24 protein-coding genes are annotated in these 24,519 nt (G+C 64.2%); 7 read left to right on the top strand and 17 right to left on the bottom strand.

Annotated elements, in window-relative coordinates; translation table 11 throughout:
• Positions 1–11: 11 nt before the first annotated feature.
• Positions 12–914: a choline ABC transporter permease subunit gene (gene choW, locus BTHE68_RS13655; protein WP_162066912.1), complete on the bottom strand. Its 903-nt coding sequence runs from the start codon at positions 912–914 to the stop codon at positions 12–14.
• Positions 907–2,085 carry a quaternary amine ABC transporter ATP-binding protein gene (locus BTHE68_RS13650; RefSeq protein ID WP_162066911.1) on the bottom strand — a complete coding sequence of 393 codons (1,179 nt, stop codon included), beginning with the start codon at positions 2,083–2,085 and terminating at the stop codon, positions 907–909. Before BTHE68_RS13650 ends, choW begins: the two co-directional genes overlap by 8 nt.
• Positions 2,086–2,179: 94 nt before the next feature.
• Here BTHE68_RS13650 and BTHE68_RS13645 point away from each other — a divergent pair, with 94 nt between their 5' ends.
• Positions 2,180–2,470, top strand: coding sequence for a hypothetical protein (locus BTHE68_RS13645; protein WP_162066910.1), 291 nt, complete (start codon positions 2,180–2,182; stop codon positions 2,468–2,470).
• A 73-nt stretch (positions 2,471–2,543) separates the two neighbouring features.
• On the opposite strand, the gene BTHE68_RS36605 is transcribed toward BTHE68_RS13645, so the two are convergent.
• From BTHE68_RS36605 to BTHE68_RS13635, 3 genes are all read right to left on the bottom strand, one after another.
• Positions 2,544–2,696, bottom strand: coding sequence for a hypothetical protein (locus BTHE68_RS36605; RefSeq protein WP_174258038.1), 153 nt, complete (start codon positions 2,694–2,696; stop codon positions 2,544–2,546).
• A 252-nt stretch (positions 2,697–2,948) separates the two neighbouring features.
• Positions 2,949–3,905 carry a hypothetical protein gene (locus BTHE68_RS13640; protein ID WP_162066909.1) on the bottom strand — a complete coding sequence of 319 codons (957 nt, stop codon included), beginning with the start codon at positions 3,903–3,905 and terminating at the stop codon, positions 2,949–2,951.
• Positions 3,906–4,073: 168 nt separating this feature from the next.
• A complete protein-coding gene (locus BTHE68_RS13635) occupies positions 4,074–4,757 on the bottom strand; it encodes an MgtC/SapB family protein (RefSeq protein WP_162066908.1) in 684 nt (227 codons plus the stop codon).
• A gap of 135 nt (positions 4,758–4,892) precedes the next feature.
• On the opposite strand from BTHE68_RS13635, the gene BTHE68_RS13630 reads away from it, so the two are divergent.
• Positions 4,893–6,005 carry an AGE family epimerase/isomerase gene (locus tag BTHE68_RS13630; RefSeq protein WP_162066907.1) on the top strand — a complete coding sequence of 371 codons (1,113 nt, stop codon included), beginning with the start codon at positions 4,893–4,895 and terminating at the stop codon, positions 6,003–6,005.
• A 6-nt stretch (positions 6,006–6,011) separates the two neighbouring features.
• Here the strand turns inward: BTHE68_RS13630 and BTHE68_RS13625 are convergent, their stop codons facing one another.
• The gene (locus BTHE68_RS13625) at positions 6,012–7,553 is read right to left on the bottom strand and encodes a methyl-accepting chemotaxis protein (RefSeq protein ID WP_162068185.1); all 1,542 of its coding nucleotides are present in this window, start codon (positions 7,551–7,553) and stop codon (positions 6,012–6,014) included.
• Between the two features lie 231 nt (positions 7,554–7,784).
• Between BTHE68_RS13625 and BTHE68_RS13620 the strand changes: the two genes are divergently transcribed.
• Positions 7,785–8,225, top strand: coding sequence for a PaaI family thioesterase (locus BTHE68_RS13620; RefSeq protein WP_061163114.1), 441 nt, complete (start codon positions 7,785–7,787; stop codon positions 8,223–8,225).
• A 72-nt stretch (positions 8,226–8,297) separates the two neighbouring features.
• Here BTHE68_RS13620 and BTHE68_RS13615 read toward each other — a convergent pair whose 3' ends face one another.
• Genes BTHE68_RS13615 through BTHE68_RS13575 form a run of 9 tightly spaced genes read right to left on the bottom strand, consistent with a single transcriptional unit; the run spans position 8,298 to position 16,966 of the window.
• A complete protein-coding gene (locus tag BTHE68_RS13615; protein WP_162066906.1) occupies positions 8,298–9,146 on the bottom strand; it encodes an ureidoglycolate lyase in 849 nt (282 codons plus the stop codon).
• Between the two features lie 42 nt (positions 9,147–9,188).
• Positions 9,189–9,932, bottom strand: coding sequence for an SDR family oxidoreductase (locus tag BTHE68_RS13610; RefSeq protein WP_162066905.1), 744 nt, complete (start codon positions 9,930–9,932; stop codon positions 9,189–9,191).
• A gap of 52 nt (positions 9,933–9,984) precedes the next feature.
• Positions 9,985–10,818, bottom strand: a complete 834-nt coding sequence (locus tag BTHE68_RS13605) for an amidohydrolase family protein (protein WP_162066904.1) — start codon at positions 10,816–10,818, stop codon at positions 9,985–9,987.
• The gene (locus BTHE68_RS13600) at positions 10,815–11,864 is read right to left on the bottom strand and encodes an aldo/keto reductase (protein WP_162066903.1); all 1,050 of its coding nucleotides are present in this window, start codon (positions 11,862–11,864) and stop codon (positions 10,815–10,817) included. The genes BTHE68_RS13605 and BTHE68_RS13600 overlap by 4 nt, the downstream gene beginning before the upstream one ends.
• Positions 11,865–11,897: 33 nt before the next feature.
• A complete protein-coding gene (locus BTHE68_RS13595) occupies positions 11,898–13,166 on the bottom strand; it encodes a UxaA family hydrolase (protein WP_162066902.1) in 1,269 nt (422 codons plus the stop codon).
• 9 nt (positions 13,167–13,175) lie between these two features.
• Positions 13,176–13,493: a UxaA family hydrolase gene (locus BTHE68_RS13590; RefSeq protein ID WP_162066901.1), complete on the bottom strand. Its 318-nt coding sequence runs from the start codon at positions 13,491–13,493 to the stop codon at positions 13,176–13,178.
• 11 nt (positions 13,494–13,504) lie between these two features.
• The gene (locus BTHE68_RS13585; RefSeq protein WP_061175111.1) at positions 13,505–14,527 is read right to left on the bottom strand and encodes an ABC transporter permease; all 1,023 of its coding nucleotides are present in this window, start codon (positions 14,525–14,527) and stop codon (positions 13,505–13,507) included.
• Positions 14,517–16,022 (bottom strand): sugar ABC transporter ATP-binding protein, encoded by a 1,506-nt coding sequence (locus BTHE68_RS13580; RefSeq protein ID WP_162066900.1) that lies wholly within the window; start codon positions 16,020–16,022, stop codon positions 14,517–14,519. The genes BTHE68_RS13585 and BTHE68_RS13580 overlap by 11 nt, the downstream gene beginning before the upstream one ends.
• Complete coding sequence (locus BTHE68_RS13575) at positions 16,019–16,966, bottom strand: sugar ABC transporter substrate-binding protein (RefSeq protein WP_502710596.1); 948 nt, start codon at positions 16,964–16,966, stop codon at positions 16,019–16,021. The genes BTHE68_RS13580 and BTHE68_RS13575 overlap by 4 nt, the downstream gene beginning before the upstream one ends.
• Positions 16,967–17,247: 281 nt before the next feature.
• Here BTHE68_RS13575 and BTHE68_RS13570 point away from each other — a divergent pair, with 281 nt between their 5' ends.
• Together BTHE68_RS13570 and BTHE68_RS13565 are read left to right on the top strand one after the other, a co-directional pair.
• Complete coding sequence (locus BTHE68_RS13570; RefSeq protein WP_162068184.1) at positions 17,248–18,024, top strand: IclR family transcriptional regulator; 777 nt, start codon at positions 17,248–17,250, stop codon at positions 18,022–18,024.
• A 93-nt stretch (positions 18,025–18,117) separates the two neighbouring features.
• The gene (locus BTHE68_RS13565) at positions 18,118–18,663 is read left to right on the top strand and encodes a hypothetical protein (RefSeq protein WP_162066898.1); all 546 of its coding nucleotides are present in this window, start codon (positions 18,118–18,120) and stop codon (positions 18,661–18,663) included.
• Here BTHE68_RS13565 and BTHE68_RS13560 read toward each other — a convergent pair.
• Positions 18,660–21,068: a bifunctional acetate--CoA ligase family protein/GNAT family N-acetyltransferase gene (locus BTHE68_RS13560; RefSeq protein WP_162066897.1), complete on the bottom strand. Its 2,409-nt coding sequence runs from the start codon at positions 21,066–21,068 to the stop codon at positions 18,660–18,662. The two genes, BTHE68_RS13565 and BTHE68_RS13560, sit on opposite strands and share 4 nt — an antisense overlap.
• A gap of 280 nt (positions 21,069–21,348) precedes the next feature.
• On the opposite strand from BTHE68_RS13560, the gene parA reads away from it, so the two are divergent.
• Both parA and BTHE68_RS13550 read left to right on the top strand, forming a co-directional pair.
• Positions 21,349–22,011 carry a ParA family partition ATPase gene (gene parA / locus BTHE68_RS13555; RefSeq protein WP_162066896.1) on the top strand — a complete coding sequence of 221 codons (663 nt, stop codon included), beginning with the start codon at positions 21,349–21,351 and terminating at the stop codon, positions 22,009–22,011.
• Between the two features lie 24 nt (positions 22,012–22,035).
• Positions 22,036–23,100: a ParB/RepB/Spo0J family partition protein gene (locus BTHE68_RS13550; RefSeq protein ID WP_162066895.1), complete on the top strand. Its 1,065-nt coding sequence runs from the start codon at positions 22,036–22,038 to the stop codon at positions 23,098–23,100.
• Positions 23,101–23,154: 54 nt separating this feature from the next.
• On the opposite strand, the gene BTHE68_RS13545 is transcribed toward BTHE68_RS13550, so the two are convergent.
• A complete protein-coding gene (locus BTHE68_RS13545) occupies positions 23,155–24,519 on the bottom strand; it encodes a replication initiation protein (protein WP_162066894.1) in 1,365 nt (454 codons plus the stop codon).

The following is a 24,519-nucleotide window of genomic DNA, read 5'->3' as shown; positions in this document are numbered from 1 at the left end:
TTTCAAGCCTCTCAGCCTTGTTGCGTCGCAGGCGTGCGGCGCACTTTCATTACGCTCCTGAGACCTGCGAACAGCGGGGCGCGCGCCATGCCGGGCATCCGTCCGAAGCTCTCGGTGATGCGGTCGAGAATGATCGCCAGCAACACCACCGACAAGCCGCTCTCGAAGCCGAGGCCGATATCCAGACGCTGGATCGATGCGAGCACGTCGTTACCGAGACCGCCCGCGCCGACCATCGACGCGATGATCACCATCGACAGCGCCATCATGATCGTCTGGTTCACGCCGGTCATGATCGACGGCAGCGCGTTCGGAATCTGCACCTTGTAGAGCAGCTGGAACGACGTGCAACCGAAGGCCTGCCCCGCTTCCACGATCTCGCGATTCACCTGCTTGATGCCGAGCGCCGTGAGTCGGACGGCCGGCGGCATCGCGAAGATGACGGTCGCCAGAATCCCCGGCACGCGGCCCAGGCCGAACAGCATCGCGGCCGGAATCAGGTAGACGAAGGCGGGCATCGTCTGCATCAGATCGAGCACCGGGCGCACCCCCATCTCGACGTAGCGGCTCTTCGAGGTCCAGATGCCGAGCGGTATGCCGAGCATCAGGCTGATGATCGTCGACGAGAGCGTGAGGCCCAGCGTGATGACCATCTGATCCCAGAAGTTGGTCGCGTAGATCAGCAGTAGCGAAGCGAGCACGAACGCCGCGAATCGCCAGCCGACGCGCCACAAGCCGATGCCGACGAAGATCGCCATCAGGAGCCACATCGGAATGGCCTGCAGGCCGTGTTCGACCGCCGCGGCGAATGTTTCGATGACCTTGCCGATCGAGTCGAAGGTTTTCGCGTCGTGATCGAGGAGATAGTGGACGCCGTGGTCCACCCAACTGCCAAGCGGAATGATTTCAGACATGGGAACCTCGATGGTGCGTAAGGACCTTCAGGACATTGCTCTTGTTGATCGAACCGCAATACGAGCCGTCCGCCTCGACGACGGGCAGCGGCGCCGGACTCGCGACCACCCGGTTCACGACTTCATCGAGCGCCATGCTGCGCGCGATGCATTCGATGGGCCTGATCTGCGGCGCGGCATTGCCGTTGGCGTCGCGCCCGACGAAGCCGCGGATGCGGCGCTCGCCGTCGAGAACGAAGGCGTAGTCGGCGCTGCCGTTGAGCGTCGCCGCGACGCTCGATGCGTCGATCTGCGGCGAGTGTTTCATGAGCGGCACTTCGTCGGTCTGCATCAGATCGCCGGCGGTCAGATAGCGGCTCGTGTCGATACCTTCGAAGAACGCTTCCACGTAGTCGTCGGCGGGATTGGTGATGATTTCCTGCGGCGTGCCGATCTGCACGACGCGGCCGCCTTCCATGATCGCGATGCGCGTGCCGATCCGCATCGCTTCTTCCAGATCGTGCGACACGAAGAGAATCGTGCGGCGCTGCTCGCGTTGCAGATCGAGCAGCACGTTCTGCATTTCCTTGCGCTTGAGCGGGTCGAGTGCGGAGAACGCCTCGTCCATGATCATCAGCGAAGGGTTCACCGCGAGTGCGCGCGCGAGGCCCACACGCTGCTGCATGCCGCCCGATAGCTGCGCGGGCAGCTTCTGCGCGAAGGGCGCGAGGCCGACCTGTTCCAGCACGCTCATCGCACGCTTTTCGCGCTCCTTCTTGCCGACGCCCGCGACCTCGAGGCCGAATGCGGCGTTGGAAAGAACGGTGCGCTGCGGCATGAGCGCGAAGGACTGAAACACCATGCTCATGTCCTTGCGGCGCAGGGACGTGAGCTCCGAGCGCGGCACGGCGGCCACGTCGCGGCCGTCGATCAGCACCTTGCCGGCGGTCGGTTCGACGAGCCGGTTGATGAGCCGGATCAGCGTGGATTTGCCCGAGCCGGACAGGCCCATGAGCACGAAAATCTCGCCTTCCTTTACGTCGAAGGAGACGTTATGGACGCCGACGATCTGTCCGGTGCGCTTGAAGACTTCTTCCTTCGTCGCGCCGCCGGCCAGCATGTCGAGCGCCTGCTTGGGACTGTTGCCGAACACCTTGCACAGTCCCTCGACTACTACCTTGGGGGAATTCATCGAATATCTCCTGGCGTGCGCGGACGCGCGTCCACGCTCTGCATACATAGTTGCCAGAAAAAAGTCGCATCAGCCGACTATTTGCGACAACCACATGTGGAAATACGACACTGGAATAAGGAGCGCGTTCTTTGGAACGAGGCGGAGCCTTGCTGGACAAGGGTTTGCGGGCAGCGAAGAGAACGATCTTGCGATTTTCGGCGTGTCGCGCCAGAACAAGTCGGAAGGCTTTTTTTCGATGCAGGCGGCGCGAGAAGCAGCGCGTCAGCAGAACGAAAGGGAGCAAACTGCGTCGCGCGCGTGGAGCGCGGAAGGTAGATACGTCCGAAGTGACGCTGGGAACGGCAGAAAAATGCTAGAAAAACTACAAGAACAAGAAAAATGAGCGGGCGGGTCGTGCGGCATGTGCCGTCGCGTATTGCTGGTGTTGTGTTTCCCGCGCCGCCATCAGACGCGCATTACAGGCGGATGCCGAAAGCCGTGCCGCGTGCCTTGCGCTTGCGCTCCGATTCACGGAAACGCGCTTGATACGAGTAGTCTTTGTCCATCGGCAGATGCGGCGATTCGAACAGCGAAGCAAATTTTTGCAGCAGGGCGAAGAGGTAGCTCATGTCTGACTCCGGTTAGCGATAGAGGGTTTTCCCTTAGAACGGATTATAGGGTTTGCCCTGATCGATTTCTAGTGCAACGCAACATTTTTCGGATAAGAAGTCAGTAGTTTTTCTACATAATTACCGGCCCGGCGATCTCAAAAAAGAGGGCCGGGTGGGAAACGCCCGTGCGACGGCCTCGTGCTATCAAGACGCGCGAAAGCGCGACACGCCGCCGCAGGGCGGGGTGTCGCAGGAATGTGACAACGAGGGTCAGTGCGCCGATGAAGGGGCGCGATGGTGCGCGTGCTGGTTCGGCGCGGAAACGCGCTTGCTGGCGTTGATGGGCTGAACGGGCGCGGTGCCGTCAGAGCCGCGCGGCACATCGGACATGCCGGGCGTGCGGCGCAAGCTGACGGTCGAGGAATCGGTATCGAAGAGCGAGGCGAGCGTCGCCTGCTGATTGAGCATCAGTTGCTCCATGCGATCCTGCTGGACCTTGCCGTCGCGGCTCATGTGCAGCAGCACGGCCGTCTGCGCGATGCCGGTCGCCACCGTGACGAGCATCACGCAGACGATGATCGTCAGCATCGTCTTCATGCGACGCGCGTGGGCCGCCGTGGAGGTGCGCTGTTCCGCGACCACGGCGTACAGCGCGTCGATGGTGTCGGCGAATGCGGTGGCGCGGGCGCGGTCGAGTTCGGGTGCGTGCGGCTTCGCAAGCGGCGCGCTGTCGATTAGCTCGCCGCGATCGCTCGCGATCAGCGCTGAGGCGATATCGGCGACCGAATGCGGCGCGCTATCCGGCGCGACGGACGTGCTGATGCTCGCGGATCGCGTCGCGACAGCGGCAAGTGCGCCCGTTTTGACTGGCGGCGTCGGTTCTTCCGGAAACAGCCCTTGCACGGGCGCCGTTGACGCCACGTTTTCGCGCACCGCGCGTTTGGCCTCGCCGCTTGCGCCCGGCGACGCTGTCCCGCAGTTCGATTGCACGACCGCGAGAAACACCTCCGGCAATTCGAAGCCTTCGAACGTACCCTGACGGATATCGGTGTTGAGCGCCTGCAAATGTGCGCGTTCGGCGTCGTCGGCAAACAGGTCGAGCGTTTCGCCGCCGCGCGCGCCGTCGCTCAGTTGAGCGAGACGCTGCGCCGAGCGTGCGGCGCGGGCGAGCTTCTTTTCGGTATCGGCGCTGGATGACGTGGCCTGCGCTGCGCGTCGACGGCGCAAGGGTACGGCGGAATCAGGATCTCTCTTTACTGCGGAATCTGGCATAGGTTCGAAAGACGGCGGCCTCTATGGCCCGGCATGCAAGGCACACCGGCGCGTCGGCGATTATTTTCGAGAGGCCGCATTGTCGCATGGCCGCGTGCGCAAACCAGCATCATGACGATGAATTCAGGTCGCATCGTCCTCGCGAAACTCGCGCACGACGTCGAGTTGTCGCAAACGCTCGCAGATCGCCTGATATTCCAGCGCCGATGCGCGCGACAGTTCCACCCGCACCTCGTCCAGATCGGGCGAATCGTCGCTTTGCTGCACGACGAACTGCTTCACGCGCACGCTGCCGGGCCCGAGCGCCTCGTGCAGCGCATGAAAGCTGAGCGAGCCGCGCTCGACGAGCATCGTCAGCTGGCGGCGCTGCTTCACGCTGATGAAGCGGCGTTCGAGCGGCTTGATCCCGGCCAGGATGATGAGGATGATCGCCGTGGCCGCAATCGACGCCGTGTACAGCCCGCCGCCGACCGCAAGCCCAATGGCCGCGACCGACCAGAGGCTCGCGGCCGTGGTCAGCCCGCGGACGATTTCGCCACGCAGCAGAATCGAGCCCGCGCCGAGAAAGCCGATGCCCGACACGACCTGCGCCGCGACCCGCGACGGATCGAGCACGACATGTTCGTTCTTCAGCGCATCCGCGAAGCCGTACGCGGACACGATCATGATGAGCGCCGAGCCGACGCACACGAGCATGTGCGTGCGCAGTCCCGCCGCCCACGAAAGCCGCTCGCGCTCGAAGCCGATCACGCTGCCGAGCGCGGCGGCCATCACGAGCCGCGACACGATTTCGATATTTCCCAACATGTTTTAGCCTCCTCTCGGTAAGAAGCACGACGCGCCTTCCGAAGACGCGGCGCGCGCCGGGCCGGTTTTGCTATCCTTTCCTGTTGCGTGTGCCTCGCAAGGCCGCGCGCCCCTCGGACCCATAAGAGTCTCCGTATGCAGGATCAGCAATCAAACGCTTCGCAGCCGATGCAATCGGCGAGCCCGGATTCCGCCGCGCAGTTGCGCGCGCATTTCTCGAACATCGTGCTGCCCATCTGGCGCGGGCCGGGCTTCAATGCGGCGCTCGGGCTGGCCTATGAAGCCGTCGCGCCGGACGATCATGCGCCGCTGCCGCCGAAGCGCTATCGCGCGATGGCCTGCGCGCGCCAGCTCTTCGTATTCTCTGAAGCCGGGGATCTCGCGCACGCCGCGACACTCTTCGAATCGCTACGGCACTATTTTCAGGACAGACGAAACGGCGGATGGTTCTACAGCGTGGGTGCAAGCGGCGCGCCGCTGGAGCGCCAGAAGGATCTGTACACGCATGCGTTCGTCGTATTCGCGTGCGCGCATTACGCGAAAAAGAGCGGCTCGGCGGACGCCTTCGCGCTGCTCGATGAAACCTCGCGGCTCATCGAAGCGCGTTTTTCGAGCAATGGCGATCTGCTGAACGCGGCGCTCTCCGAGGACTTCGGCGCGACGCTCGAAACGCCCTTGCAGAATCCGCTGATGCATCTCGCCGAAGCGTGGCTCGCCGCGCGCGAGGCAACCGGCGACGCCGCCTACGACAAGCGCCTCGCGCTGCTGGCGCAGTCCGTCGCGGATGCGTTCGTGCACGAGCGGAGCGGCGCGATCGCCGAATTGCCGATGGGCACGCCAGGCAACCGGCTGGAGCCCGGCCATCAGTTCGAATGGTATTTTCTGGCGCTGGGGAGCAAGCACGCCGCGTTCGAAGCGGCGGGGCTCAATGAAGGACTCGCGCGCGCGTTCGACTTCGCGCAGCAACACGGCGTCGACCGGGAAACGGGCGCCGTGTGCGCCGCGCTCGACGAAACGGGCCGCGTGATCGACGGCACGCAGCGCATCTGGGCGCAGACCGAATATCTGCGCGCGCTGGCCACGCGCGGCGACGACGCCGGCCAGCAGATCGCGCGTTTTGGCGCGCGTTTCCTGCATGAGACGGGTTGGGTCGAATGCCGCTCGGACAAGGGCGACATCACCCGCGCCGACATGCCGTCGACGACGCCGTACCACCTCGCGACGTCATACGCGGCGCTGCCGGACTGAGCGGAATCAGGCGAGCTGGAATACCGAAACCGCCGCCTTCAGTTGCCGCGTCTGCTCATGCAGCGACGACGCGGCCGCCGCGGCCTGCTCGACGAGCGCCGCGTTCTGCTGCGTCATCTCGTCCATTTGCGTGACGGCCTGATTGACCTGCTCGATGCCCACGCTCTGCTCCAGCGACGACGCGCTGATTTCCGCCATCATCTGCGTGACGCGTGAAATCGACGCCGACACTTCGCGCATCGCCGCGCCCGCGCGTTCGACCAGCACGGAGCCGTCGCTCACCTGCGCCACCGATTCGCCGATCAGCTCCTTGATTTCCTTCGCCGACTGCGCGGAACGCTGCGCGAGGCCGCGCACTTCGCCCGCCACGACCGCAAAGCCGCGCCCCTGCTCGCCCGCGCGCGCCGCCTCGACGGCCGCATTCAACGCGAGGATATTGGTCTGGAACGCGATGCCGTCGATGACCGAAATGATCTCCGCGATCTTGTCCGAGCTCGACGCGATGCCGCGCATCTTCTCGACGACATCGTCGACCACGCTGGAGCCGCGCGAGGTCGCGCTGAGCGCGTCGCCGGCGAGCGTGTTCGCCTCGCGCGCGTGCTCGGCGTTCTGGCGCACGGTCGCGGTCAGCTCTTCCATGCTCGATGCGGTTTCTTCGAGCGAAGCCGCCTGATTCTCCGTGCGTGCGGAGAGATCGGCGTTGCCGCTCGCGATTTCGTCGGCGCCGAAGTTGATCGAATCGGATGTCTCGCGCACGGTCTTCACGGTGCTCGCGACGCTCGCCTGCATCGTTGCGAGGCCCGCGAACAGGCGGCCGATTTCGTTGCTGCCGCGATCCTCGATGCGCTCATCGAGACGCCCCTTCGCGATGCGCTCGAAATGCCGGCCCGCTTCTTCCAGCGGCTCGATCACGCCACGGCGCAGCGCGACGTGCACCAGCGCGATGCCCGCGATCAGCGCGACGAGAATCACGATGCCCACCGCGCGGAACCACGCGTAACGCGTGTCGATCGACGAAAGATAAGCGCGGCCTGCTTCATCGCCGAAATTGACGAAGTTCTGCTGCTCCGCGAGATAGCGATCCTGGAAGCCCTGCGTCGGCTGGTCGAGAAACGCCTGGATATTGCCCGCGTCGAGATACTGCACGAGTTCGCTCAACGCCTTCGAATAGTCGGCGTACTTCGCCTGCAGCGCGGCCGTGCGCGCCGCGTTTTCCTCGCCGGTCTTCGGCGCGTTCAGGAACGCTGTGAACGACTTGTCCGCCGAAGCGATCTGCTCGCGCGCGTGCTGGACGATCTCCGTCGGCTCGGAGCCGCCGCGCACCATGCGCGTGCCGGCGCGCGAAAGGTTGATGCGCGCATCCATCAGATGCTGCGTGGTCTTGTTGACCGCGTTGACCTGCTTCAAGGCGATGTCGGACAGGCTGCCGACATCGTCATGCGTGCGCGAGAGCGACCAGAAACCGAGTCCTTCCGTGACCAGCTGAAAGAGACAGAACACCACCAGAACCGCGAGCAAACCCGATGAAACCTTGATCTTTCCGAACATCTCTTGCACCCACACTTTCCGAAATAGGCCCGCCCATCGCGGGGATAGTGCGGGTTTACGGCAACCAGGCCGGAAAGCTTGAATCGTTTGCCGCGCGGCGTGTCTACGCGAATGCGGGACGCCGCCGGAAACGTTCCATTGCACAATATTTGCGTCACTTCCTTGCAGTGGGCGCGAACGGTATCTATTGTCTTTGCAGGACGGCACCGAACCCACCCAAGGAGTGTCCGAATGGCCGAAATCGTCGATATCGCGCGCGGTGCGCTGAATGCGCAACCGTTCAGCGCCTTGCTCGGAACCAAGCTGATGCAGGTCGATTCAGCGAGTCTCACGCTGTGTCTGACGATCAGGGACGAGCTGAGGCAACAACACGGTTTCGTGCACGGCGGGGTGGTCAGTTATCTCGTGGACAACGCGCTGACCTTCGCGGGCGCGCTGCGGCTCGGGCCGAAGGTCGTCACCGGGGAGTACAAGATCAACTATCTGCGCCCGGCCGTCTCCGGCACGCTAATGGCCCGCGCGCGCGTGGTGCATGCGGGCATGACGCAGGCGACCTGCCAGTGCGACGTGTTCGTCACTGACGGCGGCGCCGAGCGGCTCGTCGCGGTCGCGCAGGGCACGATCACGCGCATCGGCGAGGGCGTCGCCACCGAGCCGGTCTTTCACGCCTGACTCTTCAATCTCCGTCCTATGAAGCAAAAAACCTCGCCGCGGCGAGGTTTTTTGTCGGCTAGCACGTGCGCGTTACTGCGCCGCGACGGTCTTCTGCGTCTGCTCGCCGAGACCCTGAATGCCGAGGCGGATCGTTTGCCCGGCCTTCAGATACACCGCGTTCGGCTTCACGCCCATGCCGACGCCCGGCGGCGTGCCCGTCGAAATGACATCGCCCGGCTGCAGGCTCATCACCTTCGACAGATACGAGACCAGTTGTGCGACCGTGAAGACCATCGTCTTCGTGTTGCCGTTCTGATAGCGCTTGCCGTCGACTTCGAGCCACAGATCGAGCTTCTGCGGATCGGCGACTTCGTCCTTCGTGACGAGCCACGGACCGATCGGGCCGAACGTGTCGAAGCCCTTGCCCTTGTCCCATTGCGTGCCGTGCTCGAGCTGCCACTCGCGCTCGGAGACGTCGTTGATCACGCAGTAGCCCGCGACGTAATCGAGCGCGTTCGCTTCGTCGACGTACTTGGCTTCCTTGCCGATCACCACGCCGAGTTCGACTTCCCAGTCGGTCTTGACCGAGTTGCGCGGGATTTCCACGTCGTCGTCCGGGCCGTTGATCGCGCTCGTCCACTTGTTGAAGATGACCGGCTCGGTCGGCACCGGCAGATTCGACTCTGCGGCGTGATCCGCGTAGTTCAGCCCGATGCACACGAACTTGCCGACACGCCCGACACACGGCCCGATGCGCGGCTTGCCATCGACCACGGGCAGCGACGCGATGTCGGTTGCGCGCAGTTTCGCCAGGCCCGCATCGGTCAGCGTCGCGCCGGCGATGTCATCGACGACCTTCGACAGATCGCGAATCTGGCCCTCGGCATCCAGCAGACCCGGTTTTTCCTGACCCTTGGGGCCGTAACGAAGCAGCTTCATCTGGTTTGATCCTCCTGGTTCCGAAAAAGAATGAGGGCGTGGTCAGTTCGACCAGCCGCCATCGATGATGTGAATCTGGCCCGTCGTAAACGACGATTCGTCCGAGCCGAGATAGAGCGCGAGCGCCGCGATCTCTTCGGCGCGGCCGACGCGTCCCATCGGCTGGCGCGCGACGAACGCCGCCTGCACCTGATCGACGCTCGCGCCCTGCGCCTGCGCCTGCTCCGCGATGCGGTCCTTCAGCGACGGCGACTCCACGGTGCCGGGGCAGATCGCATTGCAGCGGACGCCGCGCGTGACGAAATCGGCGGCGACAGCCTTCGTGAGACCGATCACGGCCGCCTTCGACGCACCATACACGAAGCGGTTCGGCACGCCCTTCACGCTCGACGCCGCCGACGACATGTTGATGATCGAACCGCCGCCTTTTTCCAGCATCTTCGGCAGGAAAGCGCGAATCGTACGATACATCGCCTTGGCGTTCAGGTCGAAGGCGAAATCCCAGTCCTCTTCGCTCGCTTCCAGAATCGAGCCGGCGTGCACAAAGCCCGCGCAGTTGAACAGCACGTCGATCGCGCCGATCTTGTCGGCCAGCGCGTTGATCGCCTGCGTGTCGCGCACATCGAGCTTGCGCACTTCGAAGGGCTTGCCGTCGAGCGATTCGGTGCGGATGTCCGTCGCGATCACGCGTGCGCCCTGCGCCGCGAAAAGCTCGGCCGTCGCGAGCCCGATGCCCTGTCCCGCCGCCGTGATCAGCGCCGTCTTGCCTGCCAGTCTTTGTACCATCTACTGCTCCAGTCGAAGTGTTTTTTGAGACATGCCGGGTATATCAGCCGTTTCAGAGACGATAGAACGCGCGGGCGTTGGCGCCGAAAATCGCGTCCTGTTCGGCTTTTTCGAGATGAGACGTGAGGTTCTTGGCCGTGCTGTGCCAGCCAGTGTAACTGCCGTTCAGGTCGAGCACGGGCCAGTCGCTGCCCCACATCAGACGCGCCGCGCCGAAATGTTCGATGAGATGCGCGACGTAGGGTTTCATGGTTTCGTCGGTCCAGCTTTCTTTTGCTTCGGTCGCGAGGCCAGAAAGTTTGCAGAGCAGTCGCTGCGGTAACGCCGCGAGTTGCGCGATGCCATCGGCCCAGGGTTGCCAGCCATCGACGCCATCGCGAATCGGCGGCTTCGCGCCATGATCGACCACCACGCGCAACGCCGGATAACGCTCGACGAACCGGATCAGCGAAGGCACGTGCCGCGCGAAGATCAGCGCATCGAAGGCGAGATCGTGTTCGATCAGGCGCTCGATCGCGTCCTTGCGCGGCGCGTGTTCGATCCAGGTATCGTCGGGCAAGTCTTGCAGCATCGGGCGAACGGCCTTGAACTTCGGTTCGCGCGCGAGTTCGTCGATGATCTTCGCTGCATCGGGCGAATCGAGCGGCACCCAGCCGACGACGCCCGCGATCGAATCGTCGCGGCGCGCGAGATCGAGCAGATAGCGCGTTTCGTCGACTGTCGGCGCGGCCTGAACGACGACCGTTTTCTGAACGCCGACTGCGTCGCGCAGCGGTGCGAGATCGTCGGGACCGAATACGCGATACAGCGGCTTCATGTCCGGCGTGAGCCAGCCATAATCGCCGCGCGCGGGGTTCCAATAATGCTGGTGGGAATCGATATTCATCGCGGCACCGGCGCACTCGCGTGCAGCAGACCTTCGGCGCGCAACGCGTCCCACAGCGCGAGCGGAACCGGCGTTGCGAACGATGCCGCGTTCGCGCGCACTTCGTCCGGCGTGCGCGCGCCCATCAGCACCGTGGCCACGACTTCATGCGCATAAGGAAACTGGATGGCCGCCGTCGAGAGCGCGACGCCATGTTCGCGGCACACGCGCTCCAGCTTGCCGACGCGCTCGACGATGTCCTTCGGCGCATCGCCGTAATTGAACTTGAGATCGCCGTGCGCGCTCGCATCGAGACCGCGCGCGAGAATGCCCGAGTTGAACGCGCCGCCGAGCAGGATGCTCACGCCGCGCTTCTCGCATTCGGGCAATAGATCGTCGAGCGTGTTTTGTTCGAGCAGCGTGTAGCGGCCCGCGAGCAACGCGCAGTCGATATCGAATTCGGCCATCGCTTCCATGACGGCCGCGCCTTCGTTCACGCCCAGCCCGACCGCTTTCACGCCGCGCGATTGCTTCAGTTCGTCGAGCGCGCGGAAACCGCCTTCGTCGGTCAGTTGCTTCCAGTAATGCGCGTTGCGCTCGCCGTGCGTGACCCGGCCGATGTCGTGAATCAGCACGATGTCGATATCGATCATGCCGAGCCGCATCTGGCTGTCCTCGAACGAGCGCAGGATGCCGTCGTAGGTGTAGTCGTAGATCGCCTGGAACGGCAGCGGCGCGGCCCAGCCCTCGCTGCCGTCGTCGGGCGTCGTGCGCGGGACGAAGCGGCGGCCGACTTTGGTCGATAACGCGTACTCGCCGCGCGGATAACGCCGCAGCGCATCGCCGAGACGATGCTCCGCCTTCGTGTGGCCGTAGTGCGGCGCGGTATCGAAGAAGCGGAGGCCGGCCTGCCATGCGGCATCGACGGTCGCGCGCGCCTCCTCTTCCGTGAGCTCGTGATACAGCCCGCCGAGCGGCGCGGTGCCGAGCGACAGCGCGGTCACGTCCAGGTCGGTACGGCCAATTTTGCGTCGACGTGAAACTGCTGCTTGCGCTTCTGCGGTCATCTGCAAACTCCGAATGATTTGAGATGGCGAAACTCAAGCCGCCACAGTAACGCGTCCCACGCTCGCGGGCAAACACGCGGGGCCGACCGGTTCGAAGGCTTTGTAAGTCAGAATGAATTCCTGATGCCCGAGCGCTTCCGACTTCGACGCCGCGCCCGCCGCCACCGCGACGGTGACATCGACGATTTCACGGCCCACTTCGTCGAGCGTCGCGCGGCCTTCGAGGATGCGGCCCGCGTCGACGTCCATGTCGCCGGACAGATTGCGATACGTCGACGGATTTGCGCAGACCTTGATGACCGGCGAGATCGCCGAGCCGACCACCGAGCCGCGTCCGGTCGTGAAGAGAATCACGTGACAACCGCACGCGATCAGCTCGCCGATCTCCGCGTTGTCGCTGATGTTGGGAAAGCCGAAGCGCGGCTCGCCGTCCGGCACGACATCGAGCAGATACAGTCCGCCGGTCGGCGGCACATCGCCCGGCTTGATGATGCCGACGATCGGCGACGCGCCGCTTTTCGAATACGCGCCGAGCGATTTCTCTTCCTGCGTCGTCAGCCCGCCGTCCGCGTTGCCGACGGAAAACGAGCCGTGGCCCATCGTCGTGTAATAGCGCGCGGCCTTTTGCACGCAATCGACGATCGCGTCGCCGAGTTCGGGCCGCGCCGCGCGCCGCTTCATATGGAATTCGCAGCCGACGAGCTCGCCTGTTTCCTCGAAGATGCACGACGCGCCCGCGTCGATGAACGCATCGAACGCGCGGCCCACAGCCGGATTCGCCGTGATGCCGCTCGTGCCGTCCGAGCCGCCGCAGATCGTGCCGACGATCAGTTCGTCGAGCGCCATCGGCACTTTCGGTTGCGAGGCGAGCGTCGCGCGCGCCTCGCGCACCCAGTCGAGACCGTTCTGGATCGTGCTGCGGGTGCCGCCTTTTTCCTGAATCGTCAGCACGGCGGCGGGACGGCCGCTCGCGCGCACGACATCGGCGAGATAGTGCTTGTTCATGCTCTCGCAGCCGAGCGAGACGAACAGCACCGCGCCGACGTTCGGATGCGTGCAGAGGCGCTCCAGCATCTTTTCGGCGTAGCTGTTCGGATAGCAGCCGGGAAAGCCGATCAGATGCACGGGCGCTTCGGCTTGCGGATCGAAGGCATCGAACGCGTCGAACGACGGACGGAAGTGCGTGACGATCTCGCGCGCGACGTGATGCGCGCATTCGACGAGATACGCCACCGCGACGACATTGCGGATGCCCTTCTTGCCATCGGCGCGGAGAAAGCCTTGCAGTGCGGGAGTGTTCATGACTGTTCTTCAGTGCTGTACGTACGCGTGCCCGGCATCGTGCGTGTACGTCGGGATGTAGTCGCTTTCGAGATTGTGCGTATGCAGATGCGCGCCGCGCGCGACATCGGCGCTGACGTGGCCGATGATCGCGCCGTAGCGCAGCACCTTGTCGTCCTTCGACAGCGCGCGCCGCGCCACTTTGTGCGCAAGCTCGATGGTCGTCGCGAGCATGACGGCCTCGCCTTCGATCAGCAGCGTTTCGCCTTGCGGCAGGCGCGCGGCAGCGATCAGGCAGTTGTCTTCCGGGCTCAGCAGAATGAGGCGCGGGTCGGTGTTGGTTTGCATCGTTCGATATCTCAAGTTTGCGCTTCGCCACCCGCGAGCCGCGCCACCATCAGCGAGCCGAGGATGATCGCGCCGTAGATCGCCTGAATCCAGAACGACGGAACTTGCGCAAGCGTCAGGAGGTTTTGCACGACGCCCAGCAGCAAAACGCCTGACAGCGCGCCGAGCATCGTGCCCTTGCCGCCGTCGAGCGAGATCCCGCCGATCACCGCCGCGGCGAACACCGTGAAGATCATGCCGTTGCCCTGATTCGCGTTGATCGCGCCGACATAGCCCGTCACGATCAGCCCGCCGATGGACGCGAGCACGCTGCCCAGCACGAACACGCCCCACGTCACGCGCTCGACGCGAATGCCCGCCGCGCGCGCCGCTTCCGGATTGCCGCCGATCGCGTAGAGCGCGCGGCCGAGCCGGTGGTAACGCAGCATGAACGCCGCGACCGCGAAGGCCGCCGCCGCGAGCCAGACGGAGAGCGGCAGGCCGAGCACGAGCGTGGTCGCGAGCGTGAAGAACGACGGCGGCATGTCGAACAGCGTGCCGCCCTTGGTCGCGCCGACGAGCATGCCGCGCAGCACGATCAGCATCGCCAGCGTGACGATGAACGCGTTCAGGCGCAGCCGCACGACCAGAAAGCCGTTGATGAAACCGACCGCCGCGCCCACGACGACGATCGCCGCGAGACCCGCCGCCGCCGGCCATTCGAGGCCGAAGCCCGCCGACGCCGCGGGCATCACGAGCATCGCGCCGACGGCGGGCGCGATGCCGACCGTCGATTCGAGCGACAGATCGAACTTGCCCGTCAGCACGATCAGCGATTCGGCGAGCACGACGAGCGCAAGCGCCGCCGACGCGCCGAGAATGCTGATCAGATTCGCCTGCGTCAGAAAGCTCGGGCTGACGAACGCGCCGATCGCGAGCAGCAACGCGAGCGCGGGCACGAGTGCGAGATCGCGAAAGCGCGCGAGTTCGATGCGCGGGCGCGGCCGCTGCATCGGCACGCCGGCCATCGCGGGACTGGAAACATCATGCTTCATGGAGACTCACTCCTTCGACGGATGCGATCAGTTCATGGTCCTGCCAACCGGCAGGGAATTCGGCGGCGATGGCGCCCCGGAACATCACGAGCACGCGATCGCAGGTGCGCAGGTCGTCGAGTTCGCCGGAGACGACGAGCACCGCCTTGCCTTCCTCGCGCACACGCTCGACGACGCCGAGCAGCGCTTCCTTCGACTTCACGTCGACGCCGGCGGTCGGATCGATGAGCACGAGCACGTTCGGATCGGTGGCGAGCGCGCGCGCCATCACCACTTTTTGCTGATTGCCGCCCGACAGGCCCGACACGATGTGCTCCGGCCCCTGCGTCTTGATGCCGAGCGCCGCGATCATGCGGCGTCCGAACGCGTTCTTCTGCGCCGGCGACGCGATGCCGAAGCGCCCGAGCGTGCGCGCGATCGTCATCGACGCGTTCTCCGCGACGGATTGCGACAGCACCAGTCCTTCGCGATGCCGGTCCTTCGGCACGCAGCCGACGCCACGCGCGAGCGCGGCAGGCACGTCGCCGGGAGGAAGCGCGCGGCCATCGACCTCGATCGCGCCGCTGCGCTGCGCCTTCAAACCGGCGATGGCTTCCGCGACACTCGTGCGGCCGCTCGTCGTCGCGCCCGTCAGGCCGATGACTTCGCCGCGTCGCACGGCGAAGCTCACGTCGGCGTAGTCGTCGCCGCAGAGACTGGACACGGACAGCGCGATCGATGCATCGGCGGGCAGAGGCGCACGCGCGGCCGCATCCGCGACGGCGAGACCGCCCTGTTCGCCCGTCATCGCTTCGATCAGCTTGTCGCGCGGCAACGCAGAAACCGGCGCGCTGACGATATGCCTGGCATCGCGCAGAACGGTCACTGCCTGACAGATTTCGTACACTTCCTGCAAGTGATGGGAAATGAACAGGAAAGTGACACCTTCGCGCTGCAACTCTTCGATACGCCTGAAGAGACGCTTGATCTCCTCGCCGTCCAACTGTGCAGTCGGCTCGTCGAGAATGATGAAGCGCGCACCGTACGACAGCGCCCGCGCGATTTCCACGAGCTGCCGCGCCTCGACCGTCAGATCGCCCGCGCGCGCATCCTCGCGCACGTCGATCTTCCAGTGATCGAGCAAGGCGCGGGCGTCGCGGCGCATCGCGCGCCAGTCGATCACGCCGCCGCGCCGATGCTGCCGGTTGATGAACAGGTTCTCGGCCACCGACAGCTCGCGGATGATCGTCGAATGCTGATAGACGCACGCGACGCGCTCGCGCCAGGCATCGCGATCGACGAGCGGCGGCGCGCTCTCGCCGCCGAAGCGGATCTCGCCGGCGTCGGGACGGCGCAGGCCGGTGATCATCGACACGAGAGTCGATTTGCCCGCGCCGTTGCGCCCGACGAGCGCATGCGACTCGCCGGGCAGCACGCGCATCGTGACGTCGGCGAGTGCGGCGGTCGAGCCGTAGCGCTTGGTCAGCCCGATCGCTTCAACGACGGGCGCGCTCATTTGATGTTGTTGCCCCAGAGGGACTTGTCGTCGACGTTGGTCTTCGTCACGAGCGGCGCGGGCAACTGATCCTCCAGAATGCCGGGCGCGCGCTGCACGATCGTGCTGCCGTGATCGGTCGGACCGGGCTTGAAGCTCTGTCCGGCGAGCGCGGCCTTGATATAGAAGAGACCGTATTTCGCGTACAGATCGGCGGGCTGCGAGATAGTCGCGTCGATCTCGCCGCGCCGGATCGCATCGTATTCCTGCGGGATGCCGTCATTGCTCACGATCACGATGTGCTTCGGATCGCCCGCCTTCACCAGCAGTTGCTTGCGGCGCAGCGTCTGCAGCGTCGGCGACAGATACACGCCGCCCGCCTGCATGTAGATCGCCTTCACGTCGGGATTCGCGGTCAGGAGGCTGTCGAGCGCGGTCGCGGCGGCGTCGCCTTTCCAGGCGGCCGGAATCTCCAGCAGGCTCAGCGACGGATATTTCTTTAGGCACGCGCGAAATGCCTCGGACCGGTCGCGGCCGTTCACCGACGCCAGATCGCCCATGATCTGCACGACCTTGCCCGACTTCACGTGCTCGCCGATGTACTCGCACGACTTGGTGCCATACGCGCGATTGTCGGCGCGCACGACCATCGCGACCTTGCCCTGCGTCGGCGCGACATCCACCGCGACGACCGGAACGCTCTTGGCCGACGACGCGTCGAGCGCCCGGCTGATCGCCGCCGAATCGAGTGGCCCGACGACAATGCCGCGCGCGCCCAGATTCAGCAGGTTGTTCATGTCGGTGATCTGTTGCGCAGGATCGCCGTTCGAATTGACGGGCGCGAGGATGTCGAGGCCCATCTCCTTCGCGTATTTCGGCAGGTAGTTGTTGTACGACTGCCAGAACGGCGAGGTCAAGAGCGGCAGGCCGAGGCCGACTTTGCCGCTTTCGGCCGCATGGGCCATGCCGATGGTGCCAGCCGCCGCGAGCGCGGCGACGACGGCGAGTTTCCGGGTGAACTTCATCTGCTTGTCTCCTGATGTGTGCTGTTCTTGGTGACTGCAACGTGGGGCTGCGGAAAACGACCGGTGCATTGATTCATCAGTGAACGTATTATTCATATACGCACAATTCGAAGTCAAGGACGAAGCATGGCGAAACCGGTACGTAGTTTCCCTAGCCGGATTTTTCGTTCGATGACAAAAGGCTTAAACTCGCGCGATTCATGAACCGACCCAGACTGCACATGGACGTTGAAGACAACGACGCCGACCGCTATCGCGCGCCCGCGCTCGACAAGGGCCTCGATATCCTCGAATTGCTGTCGGAGCAGAAATCGGGGCTCACGCGTGCCGAGATCACGAAGCTGCTCGGACGCAACGCGAGCGAGATGTATCGGATGCTGGAGCGGCTGGTCGCGCGGCAGTACGTCGTGCGCTCGCCCGAAGGCGATCGCTATTCGCTGAGCCTGAAGCTCTACGCGCTCGCGCATCGTCATCCGCCGATGAACCGGCTCATCGCCGAAGCGCTGCCGGTGATGCAGCGTTTCGCGGACGCGGCCGAGCAATCGGTGCATCTCGCGGTCTACGATCGCGGCAATCTGCTCGTCATCGCGCAAGTGGACGGCCCCGGCACGTGGGGCATTTCGGTGCGGCTCGGCTCGCGCGTCGGCCTGATCGATACCGGCTCGGGCCGCGTGATGCTCGCGTTCCAGACCGACGAGCAACGCGAGCACATGCTCGCCGAGCATACGAAGGTCAAAGGCGAACTCGAACTCGATCGCGCGGTGCTCGACGCCGACTATCAGCAGGTTCGCGCGGTCGGTTATTCGAAGAAGGACAGCCAGCAGACCTTCGGCGTGACGGACGTGACGTTTCCGTTGCTCGGGCCGTCCGGCCAGGCGATCGCCGCCCTCACCTGCCCGTATATGCGGCGGATCGACGAGTACGTGGCGCCGTCGATCGACGACGTGACCGCGCTTCTGCGGGACGCGGCGGATTCGCTTTCGATGGTGCACGACTGAACGGCGCACGCTCCGCGCGTTAGAATGGCGGCCCTCTCAAAATGACGGCGCGCCGCAATGACGTGCCGTCGTGTTCAACCCGACGCATTCCCGATGGCGAAACTCCTTTCCGATTCCGAATTCCTCCGCTTCACCGAACTCCAGCAAAAGCAGGCCAATTTCACGATCACGTCCGACGAAGCCGACGAGCTGCGCGAGATCGTCGCGCGCGCGCAGAAGAAGCGCGACGATCGCGCAGCCGCGATGCAGACGATCGAAACGTATATCGCGCAATTCGACATCACGCCCGATGAGCTTTTTTCGGCCGAGCAGATCGGCGATGCGGCGCGCACCTTCGGCCTGATTCCCGCCGCGAAGAAAGAGCGCACGCTGCCGCCGCAACTGACGCATAACGGCAAGCCGTATCAGTGGACGTCGCGCGCGTTGCCCGAGGAAATTCGCGTGCCGCTGTTCGAGGCGTTCACGTCGGGGCAATCGGTGAAGGGATTCATCGCGACCTTGAAGGACACGTCGCGTTGCGCGTTGACGATCGCGCGGCTCGAAAAGGAAACGGGAAATACGTACGCCGAAGCATTGCTCGACGAGCTTTCGCTATCGCGCGTTCAGGTCGACGAAGCGCTCGAGAAACTCGCGGCCTAAGCCTGATCGGCGCGCGGCTGTGACGGCGTATCGCACAGCCGCATTCTGAAGCCGACGACGCCCGGGTCTTCGGTCTTCGTCAACTCGAAGCCGCTGTTGCGCGCGAGCGCGATCATGCCGGCGTTCTCGCGCAACGCTTCGCCGATCATCCAGCGCGTGCCGCGATTTTTCGCGTAGTCGATGATGCGCGACAGCAGCAGCGACCCCAACCCTCTCCCCTTCATATCCGAGCGCGCGGCCACGGCGAATTCGGCGGTCTCGTTGTCGGGATCGGCGATCGCGCGCGCCACGCCGAGCGTCTCGCCCACCCCATCGCCATTGGCCCGCGTCACGATCAGCGCCATTTCGCGGTCGTAATCGATCTGCGTCATGCGCGCGAGCTGCGAATGATCGAAGCTGCGCACCGCACCGAAAAAACGCAGGCGCAAATCTTCGGCGGTATTCGCGGCGACGAACGCGGCGTGCGCGTCTTCATCCTCGGGACGAATCGGCCGCACAGTGACGCGCATGCCACGCCAGTCGAGCGTCTCTTCGAGGCAGCGCGGATACGGGACGATCGCAAGCGGCTTGCGATGCGCGCCCAGCGTGAGTTGCGGCTCGTGAACGGCAACCGAATCGCGCGTCACGCGCAGCGTGAGTTTCAGCGCGACGATTTCTTCGATATAGCAAACGAGCTGCGACAGCGATGTCAGCGCGTTGAGGAGCGCCTCGGCGGGCAATTCGCGCGAGCGCGGCGAGCGCATGACGAGATCGCGCGCCAGAATCGGATTGAGCGGCGGCAACGCGAACTCGTGAAGCGCGTCCGCGAGGCCGAGCGCGCCTTCGGCCCTGAACTCGAAGACCGGGCCAAAGACGCGATGGTTGAGCAGGCGCGCCTGAATCTCGACGGCGTCGCTCGTCAGTGAATCGGGCGGTCCTGGTTTCACCGTGATGCCGAAGCGGGCGAGCACGCGCGCCGCACGTTCGCCGTTCAGTTCGGCGATGCCGTTTGCGAGTGCGCCGCGGATCTCGGACTGCGCGGCATCGATGTCTTCCGGGATATCGACGGGCAGGCCATCGGGCGTTTGCATCAACAATTCGCGGCCTTGCCGAAAGTCGACGAGACGCGCGAAGCCGCGCGCGAGCCGATGGGGCGTCGTATGCACGGGTATGCCGTTCGCGTGCAGTTCGTCGCGCGTGGCCGCATCGGCGCAGCCGAAAAAGCACGCCAGCAATCCACGATACGCGTGACGACGCTCGGCAATCAGCATCTCCGCGACTTTTGCGACGGGCGCGCTGTGAGTCGGCGCATGCACGACGAATACCGTGCCGGTCTCGCGATGCGCCGCGAGCGCTTCGAGCGCGGCGCCGAAATCGGCTGGCGTGGCGTCGTCGCCGAGCAGCAGCGGATTGCCCGCGTGAGCGCGCGGCAGCGCTGCCGCGATGGCATCGCGTGCGGCCGCAGGCCATTGCGCGAGGTCATCGCCGGCGGCGCTGAACGCGTCCCGGGCGAGCGCCGCAACGCCGCGATCGCTCGTGATGACGGTCGCCACGTCGCTTGCCGCGACGCGGCCGATACCGAGGGTTTCGATTTCGTCGAGCAGATCGTCGAGCGAATCGACGCGAACCAGGCCGGCGCGACGGAAGGCGGCGCCATAGAGACGGTCGAACGGATCATCGCGACCGGTACGAAGCACGAGCACCGGCTTGTTCCGTGCGGCGGCGCGCGCCGCGGACATGAACTTGCGCGCCGATTTGAGGTTTTCGATGGCAAGCAGGATCGCGCGCGTGGATGCATCGCTGGCAAGGAAATCGAGGATGTCGCCGGAATCGACATCGGCTTCATCGCCGAGCGCGACGATGCGCGAAAAGCCGAGCCCGCGTGCACGCGCCCAGCCCAGCACGCCGTTCGTCAACGCATTCGAGCCGGAGACCCACGCGACGCCACCGGACTTCACGCTGCACGCGGGCGCGCCGAGACACGCGCCGATGGCGGGCGTCACCACGCCCAGACTCGCGGGTCCGACGACGCGCACGAGAAAAGGGCGGGCCGCCGCAAGCGCGCGAGCGGTCCATTGATCCGTGTCAGTGCCCGCCGATGACTCGCCGCGTTGCTTCGCTTCGCCGACGATCACCACCGCTTTCGTCCCGCGCCGGCCCAGACGCTCGACGAGGTCCGGCCATGTGCGCGGTTTTGTGCAGAGCACGGCGACATTCGGCGCATCGGGCAGCGCATCGATGTCGCGAAAGACCGTTTCGCCGCCCAGCGAATCGTACTTTGGGTTGACCGGCCAAAGCGGGCCTTTGAATCCTGCGCACGATGCATGCGCCCAGACCATCTCGCCGATGCTGCCCGCGCGCGACGAGGCACCCACGATTGCGATCGACTTCGGCGCGAACAGGATATCCAGATTGCGAACGGTCATGAAGTCTCCGGCACGGGCGGCGGTTGGGACAGCGCCTAGGATAGGCGATTTTGTTCCAGCGGTGATGACGGACGACGTTTCGCATCGGGTGGGGCGCGGGGACTTTATGCGCATAAAGTTCGCCTCGCACTGTCGTCCCCCAAGGTCTCCTGAATGCTCTCGACTTTATGCGCATAAACCTCGGCCGAATGGCCAACGATTGTCATTTGTTGATGATTAACACTGGAAAAATGATTACGCCAATGTAGAATTCAACGGACTTCAAAAATCGGAGCAGAACGTGGCGGCGGAAATCATAGCGATCACGCAGCAGAAGGGCGGCGTCGGCAAAAGCACGATTGCGATGCATCTCGGTGCGGCCTTTCACGAGAAGAAAAAGCGTGTGCTGGTCGTCGACGCAGATGGTCAGAACACACTCATTCACTGGTCGAGCGCCGGATCGGATGGCGAGAGCGGGATTCCATTTCCCGTCGTGAACCTCTCTGAAGCGGGAGGGCAGATCCATCGAGAGATCAAGAAGTTTGTCAACGACTACGACATCATCGTGGTCGATTGCCCGCCGTCGATCACGGAGAAGGTTTCCGGCGTCGTCCTGCTCGCGGCAAGCGTGGCCGTGATTCCGACGTCGTCGTCGCCGGCGGATTATTGGTCGAGCGTCGGTCTCGTCAAGCTCGTACAGCAAGCGCAGGTAATGAACGAAGATCTGCGCGCCGTTTTTCTCCTCAACAAGACCGAAGAGAAGCGCATGCTCACGCGCGAGCTCAAGGTCGCGCTCGAGGAACTCGGCTTTCCTCTGCTCAAGACCCAGATCCCCACGCGCGAGTGCTACAAGCAGGCGATGGCGCTCGGACAGACCGTACTTCAAATGAGCGATCGGGGATCGCGCCTCGCTGCCACGGAGATCCGCGCCGTGGCCGACGAGATCCTCGGCATGCTCCCCTGACTTTATGCGCATAAAGGACCCTGAATGAAACCGTCCCAGTTTGCAAAGGGCTTCAAGGCCCGCCCCGACTCGACGAGCAGCGAGAAGCGCACGGCACTCGACCGGCTCAATGCGATCGACGGCATCGTCGATATCCAGCACGTGGGACAAGCCGCGGCGAACGGCCGGTCCAGCGCGTTCGTCGCCGACGAACCCAGCGATGTCGCCACCGGGCCGGAGTCCGATGAATACCTGGCGTGGCGACGCGCGAATCGCTATACGGCGGGACAAGTGATCGAACTGTCATTGAAGTCGATCAAGCCGAGCCCGTTCAATCCACGCCATTTCTATCTCAAGACATCGATCGCGGAATTGGCCGTCAATCTCGCGAAGCAGGGACAGCAGCAGGCCATCCACGTCATCCCCGACTACGAGAATCCGGGGACGTTTTTTGTCAGCGATGGCGGTCGCCGCGTGCGGGCGCTGAAAGAGGCGAACAAGGAAACGGTGAAGGCGGTGGTAGTCGATTTGCCGATCGGCATTCAGAGCTACAAGCTGGGCTATGACCTGAACGTTCAGCGCGACTCACAGACCGTATTCGACAATGCAGTGGTCTGGCGGCGCTTCCTCGACGAGCAGCACTTTCAGAGCCAGCGCGAACTCGCGGATCATCTGGGCCTCGACGAATCGACGATCGCTGTGGCGCTGTCGATCGCAAAGCTGCCAGAGAACGTCATGCACGAGATGGTTGCGCGCCCGGACCGGTTCGGCTCGAACATGGCCTATCAGATAACCCGTTATCACACCGCGCGCGGCAGCGATGCCACACTGCGGCTCATCAACAAGATCGCGTCCGACGATCTGAGCACGCGCCAGGTCGCCGATATCGTCAAGGGGCGCGCAAGCGCGCAGGAAGCGCCGAAGACACCCAGCCGCCAGCGCTATGCGCAGCGTCTCGAGATCAAACTCGATGGCATAGCGGTTGGCGATCTGAAGTCTTACGGAGAGGATCGTCTCGAGTTGCGTCTGCGCGGCTTGTCCCGCGAAAAGCGCGATGAACTGCTGCATCAGATCGAACTGATGCTTAAGCCTGACGAGACCAAAAAGTAATGCGATGTGTGGCCGCCGAAGTCGTCCTTCGGTGGCCCTTCCAGGCGTGCGGCATCAACCGACGCGCGACTGATTCAACGTAAATGCCAGCAAGTCGCCGTCCGTGGGCTCGCCCCAGGTCTTGCGAGCAAGCCAGTCGAAAAAAGATGTCTCGGCGAGCTTCGAACCCAATCCGCGCTTGCGCCAGTCATCGCGCATGTGCGTTCCCAGTCCCGGCAACACATCTTCCTCGAACGACTGACGCGCGAGTTCCCGTTCTTCCTCACCTTGCTCGTCGTACAGCACGCGCGCTTCCTTGCGACGGTAAGCTGAAAATTCGCTGAGCAAACGGGCTTTGAGATCGTCGGCGGCGGCCGAGACGGTCGCCGGCGTACGGACGGCCGTGCCGCTCGCGGCCGGGGGCAACGCCTCGACCGGCGGCGCATAGCCTTTCTTGAGCGCATCCTTGAACAGCGCCGCTGCGCTGCGAACCGGCGGCAACGATGTGCTGCGCATACGCTGCTCCGTCATCTGCAAAGCGGCGCGAATACGATTTTCTTCGCTATCTGCGTACAGGGTCTGTGCGTCCTTGAGCGGAATGCCGATCTTCACCATCCGGTCGACGAGCGTGCTGTCGAACACATTCGGATGTTCATCGAGCGCGAGCATCGGCTGCTTGCGTTCGGTCACGCGAAACTGGATTTCCGCGACGCGCCGCCCCTCTCGATGCTCCACCAGTTCGACGAAAATGTTCGTCACCGCGTTCACCTCGGCGATAGCCGGACGCAGATAGTCGCGCTTGAAGTACTTGTACTCGCGCTTGGCCTCGTCGCCGGCTTCCGTGTCGGGTGTGCCGGACAAGATCGGACGCCACCATTCCCACGTCTCGCGCATCGTCAGATGGCTCGGGTTGGTCAGATAGCGGACGCAGATTTCGTAGAGCGCGAGGCCAGCGCTGCTGCGCAATTGACTTTGAAACTGCAGGCTCAGGCGCGCATACTGCACGGGATCCAGCAGCTTCTTCTTGATTTTGGGCGCAAAAGAAAATTCGACCCATACGCGGCGTGTCGTCGGGTCTTCGAGAATTTCGGCGTCGGCGATCAGGGTCGAAATGCCCCATTTGCGGCCGGGCTTCTGACTCGACGTGCCAGTGCTCCACTCGACCTGCACCGACACCATCCGACGCAAGTGCTCTTTAACCAGCGCGGTATCGTTCGAATCGAACGCGGAGTTCGCAACGATATCCGATAGCAGTGCGCGGTACGTGTCGCCGGAATCGTCAGCCTGCTGGGCAACCGCGAGCAGCACGTTGAACAGTTTTCTCGTGAGCAGCGTGATCTTGCCGCTCTTCGGCTGAATCGCAATGGCCTCGACCGCCTTGCGCAACTCCGCCGAACTCGGGCTGACTACGTCGGTTTTCTTTGCGCGCTTGGTGGCCAT

The sequence above is a fragment of the Burkholderia sp. THE68 genome (genome assembly GCF_009938265.1).
Taxonomy (GTDB): domain Bacteria; phylum Pseudomonadota; class Gammaproteobacteria; order Burkholderiales; family Burkholderiaceae; genus Caballeronia.
This window is presented reverse-complemented; position numbering and strand designations above follow the sequence as displayed.